11 protein-coding genes are annotated in these 15,939 nt (G+C 65.4%); 3 read left to right on the top strand and 8 right to left on the bottom strand.

Features of this window, described 5'->3' with window-relative positions; all coding sequences use genetic code 11:
* The first annotated feature begins 63 nt into the window (after positions 1-63).
* Complete coding sequence (locus QHF84_RS21840) at positions 64-1,749, top strand: hypothetical protein (protein WP_281315293.1); 1,686 nt, start codon at positions 64-66, stop codon at positions 1,747-1,749.
* Between the two features lie 11 nt (positions 1,750-1,760).
* Here QHF84_RS21840 and QHF84_RS21835 read toward each other — a convergent pair whose 3' ends face one another.
* From QHF84_RS21835 to QHF84_RS21815, 5 genes are all read right to left on the bottom strand, one after another.
* Entirely contained in the window at positions 1,761-6,524 is a 4,764-nt protein-coding gene (locus QHF84_RS21835) for a pentapeptide repeat-containing protein (RefSeq protein WP_281315292.1), read from the bottom strand.
* A 178-nt stretch (positions 6,525-6,702) separates the two neighbouring features.
* Positions 6,703-8,628 carry a glycosyl hydrolase family 8 gene (locus QHF84_RS21830; RefSeq protein WP_281315291.1) on the bottom strand — a complete coding sequence of 642 codons (1,926 nt, stop codon included), beginning with the start codon at positions 8,626-8,628 and terminating at the stop codon, positions 6,703-6,705.
* Between the two features lie 442 nt (positions 8,629-9,070).
* Positions 9,071-9,892 carry a class I SAM-dependent methyltransferase gene (locus QHF84_RS21825; RefSeq protein ID WP_281315290.1) on the bottom strand — a complete coding sequence of 274 codons (822 nt, stop codon included), beginning with the start codon at positions 9,890-9,892 and terminating at the stop codon, positions 9,071-9,073.
* A gap of 65 nt (positions 9,893-9,957) precedes the next feature.
* A complete protein-coding gene (locus tag QHF84_RS21820) occupies positions 9,958-10,116 on the bottom strand; it encodes a hypothetical protein (protein ID WP_281315289.1) in 159 nt (52 codons plus the stop codon).
* Positions 10,117-10,127: 11 nt separating this feature from the next.
* A complete protein-coding gene (locus QHF84_RS21815; protein ID WP_281315288.1) occupies positions 10,128-10,724 on the bottom strand; it encodes a hypothetical protein in 597 nt (198 codons plus the stop codon).
* Between the two features lie 282 nt (positions 10,725-11,006).
* On the opposite strand from QHF84_RS21815, the gene QHF84_RS21810 reads away from it, so the two are divergent.
* A complete protein-coding gene (locus QHF84_RS21810) occupies positions 11,007-11,933 on the top strand; it encodes a LysR family transcriptional regulator (protein WP_281315287.1) in 927 nt (308 codons plus the stop codon).
* 55 nt (positions 11,934-11,988) lie between these two features.
* Here QHF84_RS21810 and QHF84_RS21805 read toward each other — a convergent pair whose 3' ends face one another.
* The 3 genes from QHF84_RS21805 to QHF84_RS21795 are packed head-to-tail and all read right to left on the bottom strand — an operon-like array spanning position 11,989 to position 13,879.
* Positions 11,989-12,219 carry a 4-oxalocrotonate tautomerase family protein gene (locus tag QHF84_RS21805; RefSeq protein WP_281315286.1) on the bottom strand — a complete coding sequence of 77 codons (231 nt, stop codon included), beginning with the start codon at positions 12,217-12,219 and terminating at the stop codon, positions 11,989-11,991.
* Positions 12,220-12,244: 25 nt separating this feature from the next.
* Positions 12,245-12,964: an SDR family oxidoreductase gene (locus QHF84_RS21800; RefSeq protein WP_281315285.1), complete on the bottom strand. Its 720-nt coding sequence runs from the start codon at positions 12,962-12,964 to the stop codon at positions 12,245-12,247.
* A 24-nt stretch (positions 12,965-12,988) separates the two neighbouring features.
* Positions 12,989-13,879: an alpha/beta hydrolase gene (locus tag QHF84_RS21795; protein WP_281315284.1), complete on the bottom strand. Its 891-nt coding sequence runs from the start codon at positions 13,877-13,879 to the stop codon at positions 12,989-12,991.
* A 405-nt stretch (positions 13,880-14,284) separates the two neighbouring features.
* Between QHF84_RS21795 and QHF84_RS21790 the strand changes: the two genes are divergently transcribed.
* The gene (locus QHF84_RS21790; RefSeq protein WP_281315283.1) at positions 14,285-15,934 is read left to right on the top strand and encodes a thiamine pyrophosphate-binding protein; all 1,650 of its coding nucleotides are present in this window, start codon (positions 14,285-14,287) and stop codon (positions 15,932-15,934) included.
* Positions 15,935-15,939 lie beyond the last annotated feature (5 nt).

Genomic DNA, 15,939 nt, shown 5'->3' with positions numbered 1-15,939 from the left:
CCCCACGAGGAGGTTGCGCGCGAAGCCCATCTCGACGACGATACGTCGCCATTCGAGGGCCCCGTGAACGAACTCGAGCTCTTCCTCGCCCACGCCGATGATCAACGCCCCGTCCTCGACGGAGGCCTCCCGCTCGCCGCGACCCTCGACGCGCCCGGGCTCGACGCGCCGCCCGAGGCGCCGCAGCGCCTGGCCAACGTCCACGCGCCGCCGGACGCGCTGCCGGAGCAGCGCTGGGCCCTCGTCGTCCCCAAAGGCCCCGCCGGCGACCGCCTGCTCTCGCTCCTCGCGCCGCTCCAAAAAAAGCGCGAGGAAGAACAGGGGGAGGAGGCGCTCGTGTATCGCGTGGATCCCGGAATGGATCCCGTCGCGGCCGGGGCCTGGATTCAAAAGGAATATCGCGACGCCGTTCGTCGGCGCGAGGCTGCGCGGCCTCGATATCTCCTCCTGCTCGGAGGCCCCGAGCTGATTTCGTGGGACCTGCAACGGATGCTCGGCGGCGAGGCGTTCGTCGGTCGACTCGCATTCAGGGACGACCGCGGATACGAGGCCTACGTCGACAAGGCGCTCCGCTGGGCGGACGTGATGGAGGTGCCGCGCGCGCGGGCGCTTTATCATGCGGTGCTGGACGGCTCGCGGGCGATGTGCGAGGGAGATCGTCACCTCGTGCAGCCAGCCCTCGAAATCGCACGGCAGGGCAAGGCAGCGGGCACGTTCGATACGGAGGAAGTCGTCGAGATCCCGACGGATCCCGCGGGCACCACGCTCGACACGTCGAGCGCCGCCGGCGTTTTGCTCCGCGAGGCGGCACGCACGCGCGCGGGGATGCTCTTCACGATGAGCCACGGGGCGGGGATTCCGAGAGCCGGATGGCGATCTCTCGAGGAGCAATATGCCCACCAGGGCGCGATGGTCCTCGGCCGCGAGGGGGACCTCCTCACGGCGAACGACATTCGCCGCGGGCCCTTTTTGCCCGGCGGCGTCTGGTTCATGTTCGCTTGTTATGGTGCCGGTACGCCTTTGCGTAGCGCGTATTTTCCTTGGCTCCGCAGGCTCCACGATCTCGGCGTCATCGGGAGCGCGGCGGACCAGGTCCTCGCCGCATTGCCTCGCGGCGGCGATCCGCCCTTCGTCGCGGCCCTGCCGCAGGCCGCGCTCGCGAACCCCGAGGGGCCGCTCGCCGTCGTGGGGCATGTGGATCTCGCCTGGACCTGGAGCTTCCTCGACTACGACATCGAGGGCGGAGGCCTCGTCCCGAAGAGCCGCGCCGAGCGTTTCCAGGGGATCCTGCAGGCCTTCGTGCACGGACATCGGTTCGGCGTGGCGCACCACGAGCTCGCGCGGTTTTTCCGTTCGGTGAGCACGGAGATCGCGATCTCTTATGAGGAGCGCGCGCATCGAGCGAGCCTCGCTTCCGATTTCGTGGAGGACCAGGCGAGCCGGGTACGTCGTGCCAACCTCTGGATGCAGCGCCAGGATCTTTCGGCCTACGTGCTGCTCGGCGACCCGGCCGCGCGGCTCCCCATCGCGCGATGTCCGGCGGGCATTCGATATGGGGCGCCAGGAGGGGCGGGATCGACGAGCACGGAGGAGAGTGTGCGCAGGGAAGACGCCGTGCTCGCGGTGCTCCGGGGCACGGCGACTGCTGCGACGATGGCCTCGCGGATGGGCGTACCGCGCGACGAGGTCGAGCGCTGGGTGGGGATTTTCGTGGATGCGGGGCGCGCGGCGCTCGGCCGAATGCCGTGAGGGCGGGGCTTTCAGGGTTTGGCGGGGAGGAAGGGCACGTCGTCGGGGAGGCGGAGGTCGAGGTATTCGTCGAGTTCGCCGGGCTCGAATCGGCAGAGCCCGGCGACGTGCCAGAAGGAGCCGCCGATGTCGCCGCCGAGCTTGTAGCGGCCGTCGGGGCTGAAGGCGACCCAGCCTTCGGGGGCGGCGAGGAGAATGGCGAGGCAGCGGGCCGTGGATGGGTCCCAAAGGTGGATGGTGCCGTCTTCAGAGGCAGATGCGAGGGTTTCGCCGTCGGGGGAGAACGAAACGCTCGTCACCGGAGACGTGTGTCGCTTCAGAATACCTATTTCTTCACCGGTCACGACGTCCCAGAGCCTGAGCGTGTTGTCCGACGAACCGGAGGCGATGGTCTTTCCGTCTGGCGTAATTGCGATGCTCGTCACGAAATCCGTGTGCCCCTCGAAGACCCGGTCTTCGAGCCCCGTCGAGACATTCCACAATCGCACCGTTTTATCCTGGGAAGCGGAGACGAGCGTATTGCCATCCGGGGCAAAGACGACGCTCGTCACCACGTCCGTGTGCCCCGCGAAGATGCGTGTCGTATGTCTCTTCAAGAGATCCCAGATTAGAATGGTCAAGTCACTCGAGCTCGAGGCCAGCGTCCTGCCGTCCGGCGCAAATGCGACGCTCGTCACCGGCTTTTCATGACTCTCGAACGTGCGGATCTCGCGGCCCGTGGCAACGTCCCAGAGTCGCACGGAGTCGTCATAGGAAGCCGTGGCGAGCATCCTGCCATCCGGGGCGAACGCGACGCTCGCCACGGCGTTGCCATGTCCCACGAGGGCACGGAAAACACCAGGCTTTTCGACGTCCCACAGTCGAATGAGGTTGTCATCCGAGACCGATGCGAGGGTCCTACCATCGGGTGCGAACGCGACGCTCTTCACCGATAAGAGGTGCCCCTTGAGGGTGCGTAGAGGGCGCCCCGTCGCCAGATCCCAGAGCCGAACCGTCTTGTCATCCGAACCCGATGCGAGGATCCGGCCCTCGGGCGCGAACGCGATGCTCGTCACCGCGTGTGGGCGCCCCTCGAAGACGTGCATCCGGCGCCCCGTCCGAACGTCCCATAGCCGAAGGGACGCATCCCACGAACCGACGGCGAGCGTCGCGCCATCGGGCGCAAAGGCGACGCTCATCACCGAATTATCCTGATCCGCGATACGACCCGTTTCGCGTCCCGTCTCGACGTTCCAGAGCCGAGCGGTATGGTCGGACGAACCCGACGCGAGACTCTTGCCGTCAGGGGCAAATGCGACGCACACGACCGCTCTCGTATGCCCGTGAAGAACGCGTAGTTCGCGCCGCGTCTCGACGTCCCAGAGTCGAATGGTCTTGTCAGCCGAGCCCGACGCGAGTCTCTTACCATCCGGCGCGAACGCGATGCTCCTGACTGCGTCCGTATGTCCCCGGAAAGCGGCGATCAGAGCGCTCGTCCCGATCGTCACGAAGTCCCACAACCCGACGAGCTTATCCGACGAACCGGAGGCGAGGGTCCTCCCATCCGGCGAGAATACGATGCTCGTGACCGCCCCTCCAAGCCATTGAAATACGCCTGCTGGACGCCCGAAGCCGACATTCCAGAGACGAATGCTCTTGTCCTCGGAGCCGGAGACGAGCACCTTGCCGTCGGGGGCGAACGCGACGCTGTTCACCGCACCCGCGTGCCCTTCGAGGACACTCGAAATGCGGCCGGTCGAGACTTGCCAGACCCGAATGGTCTTGTCGGACGAGCCGGACGCGAGCCTCCTGCCATCCGGGGAGAACGCCACCGCTCGAGCCTCTCCGGTGTGCCCGAGCAGGACCCGCAGAACCTTTCCTCGCCTCGCATCCACCAGCCATACCGCCCCATCGACGTGCGCCGCGGCGAGCATCGACCCATCCGCGGAAAATGCGATGCTCAAGCACGCGGAAGCAGACATCCACATGGGCTCGACCCGTCGCAAAGAAGGCGGAACGGCGCCTTGCTCGACCAGGGGGTCCAGCCATTCGTTTTCGATCCCCTTCGCCCCGAGCAGGTTCGCCCCCCGCCATCGCGCCGGCTCGATGGGCCCCGCCATCGTCAAGTCCGCGCTGACCGCCCGAACGAACGATAGCTCCGCCGCAGTGAGGTCCACCCTCGAAAGATCCGCGCCCCGCAGGTCCGCCCGAGACAGGTTTGCGGAGGCGAGCGAAGCCCCCCACAACTTCGCCCCCACGAGCGTCGCGCCCCGCAGGTCGGCCCGCGCGAGGTTCGCCTCGCTCCAATCGGACCCCGAATAATCGCCGCCCCGCAAATCCTGGCCTTCGAGGTCCATCGTCACGGGGACCTCCACCTCCGGCAGCGGCCCCCATGTTTTCTCGATCCGCTTCAGCAAAAGCGCCGCGTTTTTCTTGGCGTGCCCCTCGGCCGCGCCGGACAGCTTGCTCGATGCCCACTCCAGCGCGGCGTCTTTCCCCACCATCGAGGCGAAGAAATCCGCCATGAGCTCGCTCATCTCGTCGAGCGCGAGCGCCTGGGAGTCTTTTCTCCCCATGACCTCTCGCGCCGCAACGTCCGCGACCAGCCATTCCAGCACGGAGCGATGCACGAACTGGAACACGCCGTCCCGATCCCGTACGAAGAGCGACCCCGACCCGAAGAGATGCTCCAGGATCCCCGCGTCGAGCGCCGGCTCCCCGAGCGCCCGCATCCTCGACACCACGCACTCGCGAATCTCGTGAATCTCGACCGTCTTGACGGGCCGATCCCACAATAGCAGCGCGAGGTCGGACATCACCGATCGCAAAGCTCTTCGCGACACGCCTCGCGGCGCTCCGGGCGGGTTCGCCCGCTCGTACTCGAAATCGAGCCACTGATCGACGAGCCACTCGTAGAGCTTCGCCGCCGTGACCTCCTCGTCGTTCTCCTCTGCCCGCCGGAGCTTCTCTTTGTCGATCTTCGCGATGAACCCCAGCATGCGCGGGTTGTGGGAGAGCCCGAGCAGATCCTTCACGTTGTCGAGCTGTCGGTAACGCTCGTCGGCCTCGGCCGGATCCTGCAAGGTGTTTTGCAGGAACCTCCGGATCTGCGGCTCCTCGAAGCGCTCCAGGAGGAAAAACCGATAGCCCTGCGTCCGCTCGGCGTGCTCCGCCAGTGCGCGTTTGACGTCGTGGTCGGTCAAGAAATGTTGCCGCCTGCTCGTCACGACCACCTTCGCGAGCCCGTGCGCCGCCTGCAAGACCGTCTCGAAATGCTGGACCGCTCGGTCGTAGGGCAGACGCAATGCGAGCTCGTCGAAGCCGTCGAACAGGAGCGCGATCCGCCCCTCGGCGAGCATGTACTGGAACGCTGCGAAATCGAAGCCGGCCATGTCCGTCGCCGCGAAATGCTGAGCGAGTAGGGTCTTCAGCGTCTGCGCCTTCTCGAGCTTGCTCATCTCGACCAGCACCGGGACGAGCGGATGCTTCTCCGTAGCCATGCGGCGCGCGAGCTCGTGGAGCAGGAACGTCTTGCCGGCACCGAAATCGCCAAGCACGAGGGCAAACCGTGGATGAAGGGGCGTGTCGAGCTCCTGCCACAAGGTCGCGAGCGCGCTTTCGACCCGTCTCTCCTCGCGAGCCCCCGCGAGGCTCACGCGCGCGGGCTGATCGACGTAAAGCCACGGGGGATAAATGGCGTCGCTCTCCAGGCGCTCTGTTTGTCGTTCGAGGTAAAGTCGAAAATCGAGAAGGCCCTGGTACTCCGAGAAGCTCTTGAGGAGCACACCGCGGCGAGCTGCCTCCGTCTGAAAGGCATAAGCGGCGGGCGCCCCCGCGTGAACCAGCGTGGGTTTTCCTCCGTAGGGATCTCGCTGCCGGAGCGGCTGCACCACGTCCGTGATGTACTGCGACAAGAGCTCTTCCGTGATCGGCCTGTCGACGGCGCTGACGACACGAAGCTCGAAGATCGCTCCCTCCTGCACCTCGATGTCGAGCGTACCTGCCCACGGCGCCGGTCCCTCGCGGCGCGTGATGCGCGCCCCCGCGTGGCGTAAGCGTGCCACACGCTCGACATTCGCGAGGAACGGATCGACGTGGTCCTCCTCCACGTCGCGGCTCGCCCTGGGACGCACGTCGGTGAGGACAACGCCTGCACGGATCGGGAACTCTCGTGTCAGCAATCTCGGCACCTCCCCATCCCCGAATCCGGCCAGCTCGATCTGATTCTTGCCCAGCTCGAACGCCTGGTTCAGCGAAGCGCCGAACCCGAGCCCTTGGTAGAAGGCCCATGCAAAACTGATGGCTGCCGCGTCCTGGATCGATCGCCTCATGCTGACGACGGCATCCACGTGTTGCCGGATCGCCTCCGCCTGGGCGGCGGAATGGCAGGCGTTCAGCACGACACAACGAACACCGCCCACGATTCCGAAAAGGTTTGCCAATGCAGACGCAGGGATCGGCTTGGCTCTCCCCGCATCGTCCTCGACCAGGATTTCGCCTTCCAGAGACTCTTCGACGGGCAACATCTCCCGGCCGATGCCGACCGAATCGGACGAGCTCACGCCCCGGTCGCCTCGACCGTGCCCGGAAAAGTGGACGATCTGCGGCCTGTGCCTTAGCAGCGCCGCTTGAAGATCGCCGACACGAACGGCCCACTCCTGCACGATCTCGAAGCGCTCGCCCTCGTGCGTGCCGCGAAGGCGCTGCATGATTTCGCGGACCTCCCGCCCGAGCGCCAGGCGCGTGGTATCGGAAGGGTTCGCCCCGAGGAAGAGGATCCGAATTTTGGAGGGCATGGCGATGGGCACGAGGGGAGATGCCGCGCTCGGCTCACGACCGACCTCGGACGACTCCCCGCGCGCCGTCGCGGGAGCGTACCAAAGAAGTGCAAAGATGAGGAGGGTGTTTCGAGATCGTCAGGGCCAGGCGTGTGTCCTGGCCTTCACGGCCGACGTGGCACGCCGAGGCGCGCGATTACGGCTCCGTCCCCCAGACGAGCGCGCCGTTCCTGTAGAGCGTCACCTTCGCGTGATTCGCGAAGCTCGTCTTCGTCGGATCGCACGAGTAATCATTCGCCTCGTTGTAATTGGACCAGTTGTCCTTGTTGAACCGAAGCTGAATCTCGCCGCTCTGCCCGCCGGCCGCGACGCTGCCCGCCGCTGACGTGAAGCCCACCTCGATGTACGTGTCGGCCCCCGTCCGCGCGGGGCTCACGGCCGTGAATTGCCGCGTCACGTTCGAGCTCCCGACCACGGCGTAGTCGCACGCCGATTGCTGTCCGTTCGCGCCGTCGCTCGTGTACCAGTACCGGATCTTGAGCTCGCTCAGCGGCACGCTGCTCGCCCCGGCGTTCACGATATTGAGATGCGGCCTGATCTGGTTATCGCTCGCGTTCGTGTCCCCCGCCCGGTATTGCACCGACAGCGAGCCGCCCCCGCTCGGCGGCGGCTGGCCAGGGTCGTTCACCGTCACGGCCACCACGCTCGACGTCGTCGTCGCGCCCGCGTTGTCGGTCGCCTTGGCCGTGATTGCGTACGAGCCCGCCGCGACGTTGCTCCACGTATACGAATACGGGGCTGTCGTGTCTTCCCCGAGCTTCACCGCGCCCGCGAAGAACTCCACCTTGCTCACCGTCCCGTCGCTGTCACTCGCCGACGCTTGGATCGAAATGCTAGCGGGCGCCGTGAAGCTGCCCCCGTTCGAGGGGGCGGTGACGTTCACCGATGGCGCCGCGTTCTGGGAAGGCGGCGGCGAGCTCCCGCCCACCGGGTTCGGCATCCGGTCGCCCATGAAAAGAAGCGCGAGCACGCGGAGCGAGTCGTTATAATAATTCTCGCTTTGGAAATTCTTCGTCTCGTTCCACAGCGCCGACTTGAAGGCCGCGTCGGGCGACACGGCTGCACCGGCCGCCGCCATTCCCACGAACGTAGCGTTGTGCCATTGCCCGATGAGATTTCCGGACACGGTATACCCGTCTTTGATGTTCCCGACGCCCACGCTCTTCCAGAACGTGTTCAGCTTGTCGAGCTGCGCGATCGCCTGGGGCGTCCCGTACCAGACGGCGTCGACCGCGAGGCGCCACGGCACGCGCGCCGCGTCGTACCTGTAGTCGAAGCCCATTCCCGAGGCCGGATTGCCCGCCGCGGTCGTCCAATCGGGCAAGAGGCCCGTGGTGCCGGCGCCCGTGTTCGCATTCAGGTTCGCGATGATCTGATAACACGACGCGGCCACGCTCTCCCACCGCGCCTCGCCCGTGTAGGCCTTGAATGCCCTGTAATAGCCGGGCGCGAAATAGCTTGGGTTCGTCACGGAGGATCCACCCCACGCGTCCCCGGGCTTGAGTACGTTCGTCCCGCTCTCCACCTCGTGCTGCAAAATGCGCCCGAGCAGTGTTTTCGCGTCGGCCCCGTACGTCGCCCCCCAGGCCTTCTCTGCCACGATGAGCGCGAGCGCCATGTCCTCGTCGGAGTCGGTGGCCGCGTTCCAGCCGATGACCGAGTTGCTCGCGTTGATCTGCCAGTGCATGAGTCCATTGCCGTCGAGGTGGCTCTTCGCGTAGCCCCACAGGCCGTCGAACGTGGGTTTGTCGCCCAGGTACGCTGCGAGAAGCATGCCGTACGCGATGCCCTCCGACACGGTGTCGTTCGCGTTCTCGGGCCGCTGCACGCGCAAGAAGCCTCCCGCTCCCGAGGACGTGACGTATTTGGTCTTCCACGTGCTGTAGGCGCTGTTGATTGCGCTGTCCGCGTCGGTTTGGCTCGGCGCCATGAGCAGGCTCTCCTCGGACTCCCACACGTCCTCGTCGAGCTCGGTCGCATCCATATCGCCGCAGCCGATGGCCGTGGTCGCCGCGAGCAGGCTGTACGTCGCGAGATGGAAGAGGGCACGCTTCGTCTTCATGGGGAGGCTCCTTGAGGATCGGCCAGCCCGCTCCGGACCGGCGTCGGCGTGGACCAGAGCAGCTCCTGTGCCACGCCGAGAGCCTCCACGATCGCTGGGAATTCGAGGGAATCATCGGCGGCCGCCGTGAGAGGCCTGCGATCGGCTCGATCGCAGGGGTGATCGGATCGATCACCCCTGCGACGCGTGAGAAGCGTTTTGTGTACAAAGGTTTGCGATCACTCGAACGCCTCGCGCAGCTCGACCCCGTCGAGCCGTCGCAGCGCCGCACTTCGTGACAAACGTGTCGAAATAGCGCCGGAGCGCCGCCTCGGGGTGGAGGGTGCCGTTCTCGAGGAATCGCGCGTGTTCGCGCTTTAGCTCGTGGATGCGGGGGAGATCGAGGAGCATCGAGAGGGACGGTCGCGCACAGCCACGCTGGTTATCCCTCGCGCGCGAACTGTCAGCGCCGGCGCGCCATCACCTGGAGGTGGCCGCCCGCGCTCGCATACCCCTCGTGCGCGATCCGCTCCTGCAATGTGAGGATCTCTTGCCGTGCCTCCCATGGATCGAAGTCGGGTCCACGCGTCGCTGTGAGAGCCTCCATCACCTCGCGAAAGAGCATCGGTTTGCCGAAGATCTCGATGACATCCGCGCCGGCCGCATCCACCGCTTCCTCGAGCTCGGGAATCGTGAAGGCGTGGGTGGGCAGTCCATACGGACAGGTCGCCCGCCCGGTGAGCAGGATCTCCATGGCCTCGGCTTTGTTGCCGGCGTTCAGGGCGCCCTGGAAATAAGATTGTCGATTGTCGACCCCCAGGACCACGTACGCCCCTCGGGCTGCGACCCGGCAAAGCTCCGCGATGGCCTCTCGATAGCGGGACGTGCAGTACGAGACAGGATCGCCCTCGCAGAATACCAGATCGAACGCGCCATCGGCGAAAGGCAAAGAGAGGATGCTCCCCACCTCGAAGGTGCCACGCGTGAGCAGCCCTCGCTGGTCGAAGCGGGCCCTGGCCTGCTCGAGCATTCCCGGCGAGAGATCGAGCACCGTGACGTGATGGCCACGCTCGGCAAAGAGCGCGCCGTATTTGCCGCTCCCGCCTCCGGCGTCGAGAATGCGTAAGCTCCGGCCCTCGGGGAGCACGGCAGCCACCGCGTTCCACGTGAGGCTCTCGTACAAGAACCAGTAGAGCCGACGGCCGATCGCGAGCTCGTTCTCGTCCCGATCATAGGTCGGCGCCACTTTGTCGTACGTCTCGCGAATCCGCTCTGTCGAATCCATGGTGCGGTCTATCATGGGAGGAGCCCCCGGAAGACCCGGGGGCTCCTCGATTCAGGTGCCTTCGTTCAGTTCGAGTTCCAACACGTGGTGCCGCCGCACGACACCGCGGAGACGCTGGACGCGAGGCTCTCGAGGTCCTTCTTCACCAGCGACTGGATGAGCGCCTTCTTTCCCGGCGCCTTCTTCCCTGCCTTCTTCGTGGTCACCTTGTTTTGCTTCTTCATGATCCTCTCCTTCAGCGCTGCCGACCAGCCACAGCGGATTGCGCATTCAGCCGCTGCAACGTTTCCATGGGATATTTCGACGGAAGCTCGACGTACCACCTGCGGAGCGTCTCCTCCCCGAGGTGCTCCGCGATGAATCCGTATTGCCACTCCATTTGCCGGGCGAAGGCGCGGGTGAATCCCTCCGGATCCCTCTGCATGCGCCTTCGTGTTCGTGTCTTCTCGGCCAGGGTCACGGGCTGGTGGTGGATGAACTGCCCGAAGAAGCGAAAGCAGAACGCCACGTAATCCTGCGTGAACAGGAGAAAGCAGTGCCACATCTCGTCGAGTGCGGCCATCGGCCGCGTCACGAGGAGCCGCTTGCGGCCGCGGAGCTTGCTCTTCTGCCCGATCAACCAGAGCCATCGCTTCGTCTCGGTGAAGAGCGCTTCGGCATCCGCCGGATCGATGGGATACGATTCGAGGAAGCGCTGGACGACGTCACGATTCTCGTAGGCGAGGACCTCGTCGAGCGACGCGAGCTTTTTCGTGCGCGCGTGCATTCCCCAGGTGCCGCACGACGCGAGGGTCTCCTCGCGCGCGAAATGCTCGGTGTCTGCGTGTGTCATTCTTGCCCCACCGCGGACGGCGACCCTGCGAACCGGCCCCGTCCGTACCAATGAGCACCGAATCCCGGCATCGAAATCGCCGAAGCCGTCCGTCCACCAATAATAAGGATCCACTCTCCTTAACCCGCGTCCATCGCAGTGTCCATTCCGCAGCACGCTTACGTCGCGCAAGGAGGCAGGGGCCCGCCGAGGGGTCGAGCGCTGCGGTTGCCCGGCGCGCGGGAAGCGTGGTAGGCGTCAGGGGAATGCCCGAGACGGGCAAGCAATGCTCGAGGAAGGACCATGGACCGGATCGACGCGATGCGCGTCTTCGTCGTGACGCTGGACGAGGGGAGCCTTGCGGGGGCGGCGCGCAAACTCGGCCGCTCGCCGGCGGCGATCACGCGCGCGATCACCTTTCTCGAGAACCATGTCGGCGTACAATTACTCCACCGCACCACGCGTTCGATCCATCTGAGCGAGGCGGGCGAGCGTTATGCAGCGGCCTGCCGGCGTGTGCTGGTCGATCTGGAGGAAGCCGACATGCTCGCTGCGAGCGAGCGCGGCGCGCCGAGAGGTCTGCTCACCGTGACCGCGCCGCTGGTGAGCGGAGCGAAGATCATGCGCCCGATCCTCGATGCGTTCCTGGCACGAGAATCCGCGGTCAGGGCGCGGCTTTTGCTGCTGGACCGCATGGTGAGCCTCGTCGAGGAAGGCATCGATGTGGGACTGCGAATTGCGCACTTGCACGATTCGAGCTTCATCGCGGCCAGGATCGGCGAGGTACGCAAGGTGCTTTGCGCGGCCCCCGCCTATCTCGACGCGGCGCCATCGCTGAAAAGCCCGACCGACCTCGTCCGCCATCGTTGTATCCAGATGACTTCCTTTGGCCAGGAGAGCTGGAATTTCCCGCCCGAAAAGGCCACGGGCGCCGTGCGACACATAGCGATCGAGCCGAGGCTGATGGTGAACACCGTCGAGGCAGCGGTGGCGTCCGCGGTCGAGGGCAACGGCATCACACGCGTCTTTTCGTATCAGATCGCGGACGAGGTGGCCGCGGGGAAACTGCGGATCGTGCTGGCCGACGCGGAGCCTGCGCCGCTCCCCGTGCATCTGATCACGCCCGAGGGCCGGCTTTCGGTGCCCAAGGTGCGCGCCTTCTTCGATTTCGCGGGCCCGCGGCTGAGGGCTGAATTCACGCGGCGTCAGATCGCCTGCGGCGGCGGCTGAAGGGAGCCGGCGCAGACGTGCGGGGCGGCATATTGCACTGTTTCACGACGGCAGATCATGGCTTGCCGCCGGCGGACGCGGATGTGCCTGTCTTCTGCCAATATTCCAGCACGGGCAGGCCGCCAATGCCCCAATTTTCATGCTCCACCTCGTCGATGACGACGAAGGTTGCCTCGGGCGCCTTGTCGATCACGTCGCGCAGCACATGGGTCATGCCCGCAATGATCCTGGCCTTTTGCTCGGCCGTGGCGCTGCCCTTGGTGAACTTCACGTTGATGTATGGCATGAAGGTTCTCCCGTGCTCGTGCTGATCACCAATGGCCGGCGTGCTGGCCGCCGTCGACGTGGAGCGTCTCGCCCGTGACGAAGCCCGCATCCTCGAGATAAAGGACGGCCTGGACGATTTCGTCGATCCTGCCCATGCGGCCGAGCGGGTGCAGGCCGTCGAGGGCCGCGTGGGTCTCGGGCGCGTGCATCGGGGTCTTGATGATGCCCGGCGAGACCACGTTCGCGCGGATGCCGTTTGCGGCATATTCGATCGCGAGGCTGCGGGTCGCTGCGTCGATCCCGCCTTTCGTCAGCGATGCGAGCACCGAGGGCACGCCCTTGATCGGCTGGTCGACGAGTGAGGTCGTGATGCTGACGATATGCCCACCCTCGCCCTGCTTCAGAAATTGGGTGACCGCCGCCTGGGTCACGTAGAAGAATCCCGCCACGTTGACGCTGATCTTCTTCGCGAAGTCCTCGGCCGTGTATTCGGTGAACGGCTTGGCAATGAAGATGCCGGCATTGTTGACGAGCGTATCCACCCGGCCGAATTGGGCGACGGCGGCGTCGACCACCTTCCTCGCCGTCTCGGGGTGCCCGACGTCGCCGTCGACGACGAGGACGTCGGGATCACCCCCGAAAGCGTCGGGCTTGATCGAGCGCGAGTTGGCGACGACACGAAAGCCCTTCTTGCGATAGCCCTCGACGAGGCCGGCGCCGATGCCTTGCGAAGCGCCCGTGATGATGACGACTTTCTTGTTCATGGCAGTCTCTCCTTGGAAATCTGGTCAGGCCGGCAGGTGTCGCGCGAGGAAATCGCGCAGCAGCGGCACGATCTCGTCGGCCTTGTCCTCGAAGGCGAAGTGGCCGCTGTCGAGAAGATGGAGCTCGGCGTCGGGCAGGTCGCGCAGGAAGGCCCTGGCGCCTTCGGCCGGGAAGATGCTGTCGTTCGCGCCCCAGGCGATCAGCGTCGGCGGCTTGTGCGTCCGGAAGAACTCCTGGAACCTGGGGTAAAGCGCGACATTGTTTCGATAATCGTAAAAGAGGTCGAGCTGGATCTCGACATTGCCGGGGCGGTCCAGGAAGAGCTGGTCGTAGAGCCAGGCCGCGGGATCGAGCCGCGACACGTCCTTCACGCCGTCGACATATTGGAATTTAGTGATCTCGGGCGTCATGAAGTGCCGGAGCGCGTCGCGATGGGCCTTCGAATTGTCGGCCCAGAGCGCTTTGATCGGATCCCAGAAGGCCTGAAGGCCGTCCTCGTAGGCATTGCCGTTTTGCGTGATGAGCGCGGCCACGCGCCCGGGATGCGCGAGCGCAAGGCGAAAGCCCGTCGGCGCGCCGTAGTCCATGACATAGAGCGCGTAACGCTCGGCGCCGAGCTGCTGGAGCAGGCCGTCGACGATATCGGCGAACTTGGCGAAACTGTATTCGAATTCCTCGCGCGGCGGCATCGCGGACAGGCCGAAACCCGGCAGGTCGGGGGCGATCACGCGGTAGCGGTCGGCGAGCGCGGGAATGAGGTTGCGGTACATGTGCGACGAGCTCGGAAAGCCGTGGAGCAGCACGACCACCGGGGCGTCGGCAGGTCCGGCCTCGCGGTAGAAGATCGTGAGTCCCTCGACGGTCGCAGTCCGGTGATGGGTGACGGGAATCGTGGTCGAAGTAGTGGAAAACATGAGGAATCTCCCTCGCGAGCGCTTGGGCCCGGGTCACCGTCGACGTGTCGCGGCGTCGACGATCCGGATCTAGCTCATGTCGATCGTCGTAAGAATGGACGCCGTGGTGAAGTCACTCTTTCACTTTGCGCAAGGGTGAGCATGGAGCGCCCCGCTGGGCCCGCTCACGCGCGCGAGCGGGCAACCTGTGCGCGAGGCAATCGTACGATGTCGCGGTTCCGGAAGAGTCCGTAGACAGTAGAAGTGGGGATCGAGTAGGCTGAACGGCAGAGCCGTCGCCGAGGCGCCCCTCGCCGACGCTCTGTCGCAGGGCGGCAGACGACAGCCACGGAGCGAGCCGAGGCACATCCTCGACCGGACCGCTTTGCGCGTCCGGGCAGGGAAGGTCGCGCCGTCGAGGTCAAGATGAAGAAGGTCGCAGCGCAGTTGATCGAGGTCCTCCAGGAGTTCGGTGTCGACGCCGTATACGGCATTCCCGGCGGGGCGATCGGTTATCTCTACGCGGAGCTCGAGAAGTGGCGTGACATCCGCGTCGTCACGGCGAAACACGAAGCCAATGCGGTGTTCCTCGCGATGGGCCATTCGCTTGCGACAGGGCGTCCGAGCGTGGCCCTGACGACCTCCGGGCCCGGTGTGACGAACGCGCTCACGGGCCTTGCGAGCGCCAACGCCGACGGGATTCCCGTCGTCGTCATTTCCGGCGAGGTCCCGCGCGCCTCCTTCGGGCGCGGCGCTCTTCAGGAAGGTTCGGTGTACGGGTTCGACGCCATCGGAATGGCGCGCCACGTCTGCAAAACGGCCGTTCAACTCTCGCGACCCGACGCCGCGGTTGCGACGTTTCGCAAGACGATGGTGACGATGATGAGCGGCAGGCCGGGCGCGGCGTTCGTCTCATTACCGCTCGACGTCGCCAGCGCCGGCGTCACGACATCGACCTACTTCGGTACGCCCGAGCTCGGTTTCCAGATCGATCGAGCCGCTTGCGAGCGTGCGATGTCGAGCCTCTTGCAGGCGGAGCGGCCGCTCATCTTCGCGGGCGCGGGCGCACGCGGCAGGGAAAATCGTAACCGTCTGCTCGAGCTGGTCCGCCGGACGGGCGCCCCGGTGGCGGTCACGCCGAAGGGCAAGGGAACCTTTCCGGAAGACCACCCTGGTTACCTCGGGCTGTTCGGCTTCGGTGGACATGAATCCGTGGTCGATTATCTGAAAATGAAGCCGGATGTCATCCTCGTCTGTGGCACCGGCCTCAACGACTTCGCGACCAACGCATGGTCGTCATTGCTCAGGGCGTCGAGGACGTTCATCCAGATCGACATCGATGCGGCGCAGTTCGGCAAGAACTACCCTGTCGACATCGGTCTGCTCGGACCACTCGACAAGGTCATTGGCGTGATGCTCGCCGTCGAAGGCGAGCACGTGGCCCGCGCGCCGAGCCCACGTCTGGAGACCCAGCCGGTACCTACGTCGGATGCGGGACGGCTGACGACGATCGACGTCGTCAAGGCGATGAACGAGGTTTGTCCCGCGAATTCGTTCTTCACGTCGGACATGGGCGAGCATCTGAGCGTCGCACTTCATTTCCTGCGTGTGCGGGAGCAAGGCACGTTCATCACCTGCCTCGGCTTCGGTTCCATGGGCACGGGAATATGCGTGCCTGTCGGCCTCGCGTTCGGAGCGAAGGACGAGAAGCGGCGCGCCTACGCGATTTGCGGCGACGGCGGCATGCTCATGTCCGGAGGCGAGCTCGCGACGGCGGTGCAGTGGAAGATGCCCGTCACGTTCGTCGTCATCAACGATAGTCGACTCAACATGTGCCACCACGGCATTCTCGACCTGTACGGACGCACGCCCGACTTCTCGACCCAGCTCGTCGATTTCGCTGGCATTGCGAAGGCAATGGGAGCGACCGGTCACGTCGTGGAGACGTTCGAAGAGCTCAACGCAGGATTGAGGGACCTGCGCGAGGGCCCCACCGTTCTCGATGTACGTATCGATCCCGACGTGCGCCTTTGTGGTAGCCAGCGCATCGCAGCGCTCAGGCAGTTTACGGAGTGAAAGCC

This window comes from Polyangium sp. y55x31, from assembly GCF_029946505.1.
Lineage (GTDB): Bacteria > Myxococcota_A > Polyangia > Polyangiales > Polyangiaceae > Polyangium.
The sequence above is the reverse complement of the archived record's forward strand: the minus strand, read 5'-3'. Positions and strand labels throughout refer to the sequence as shown.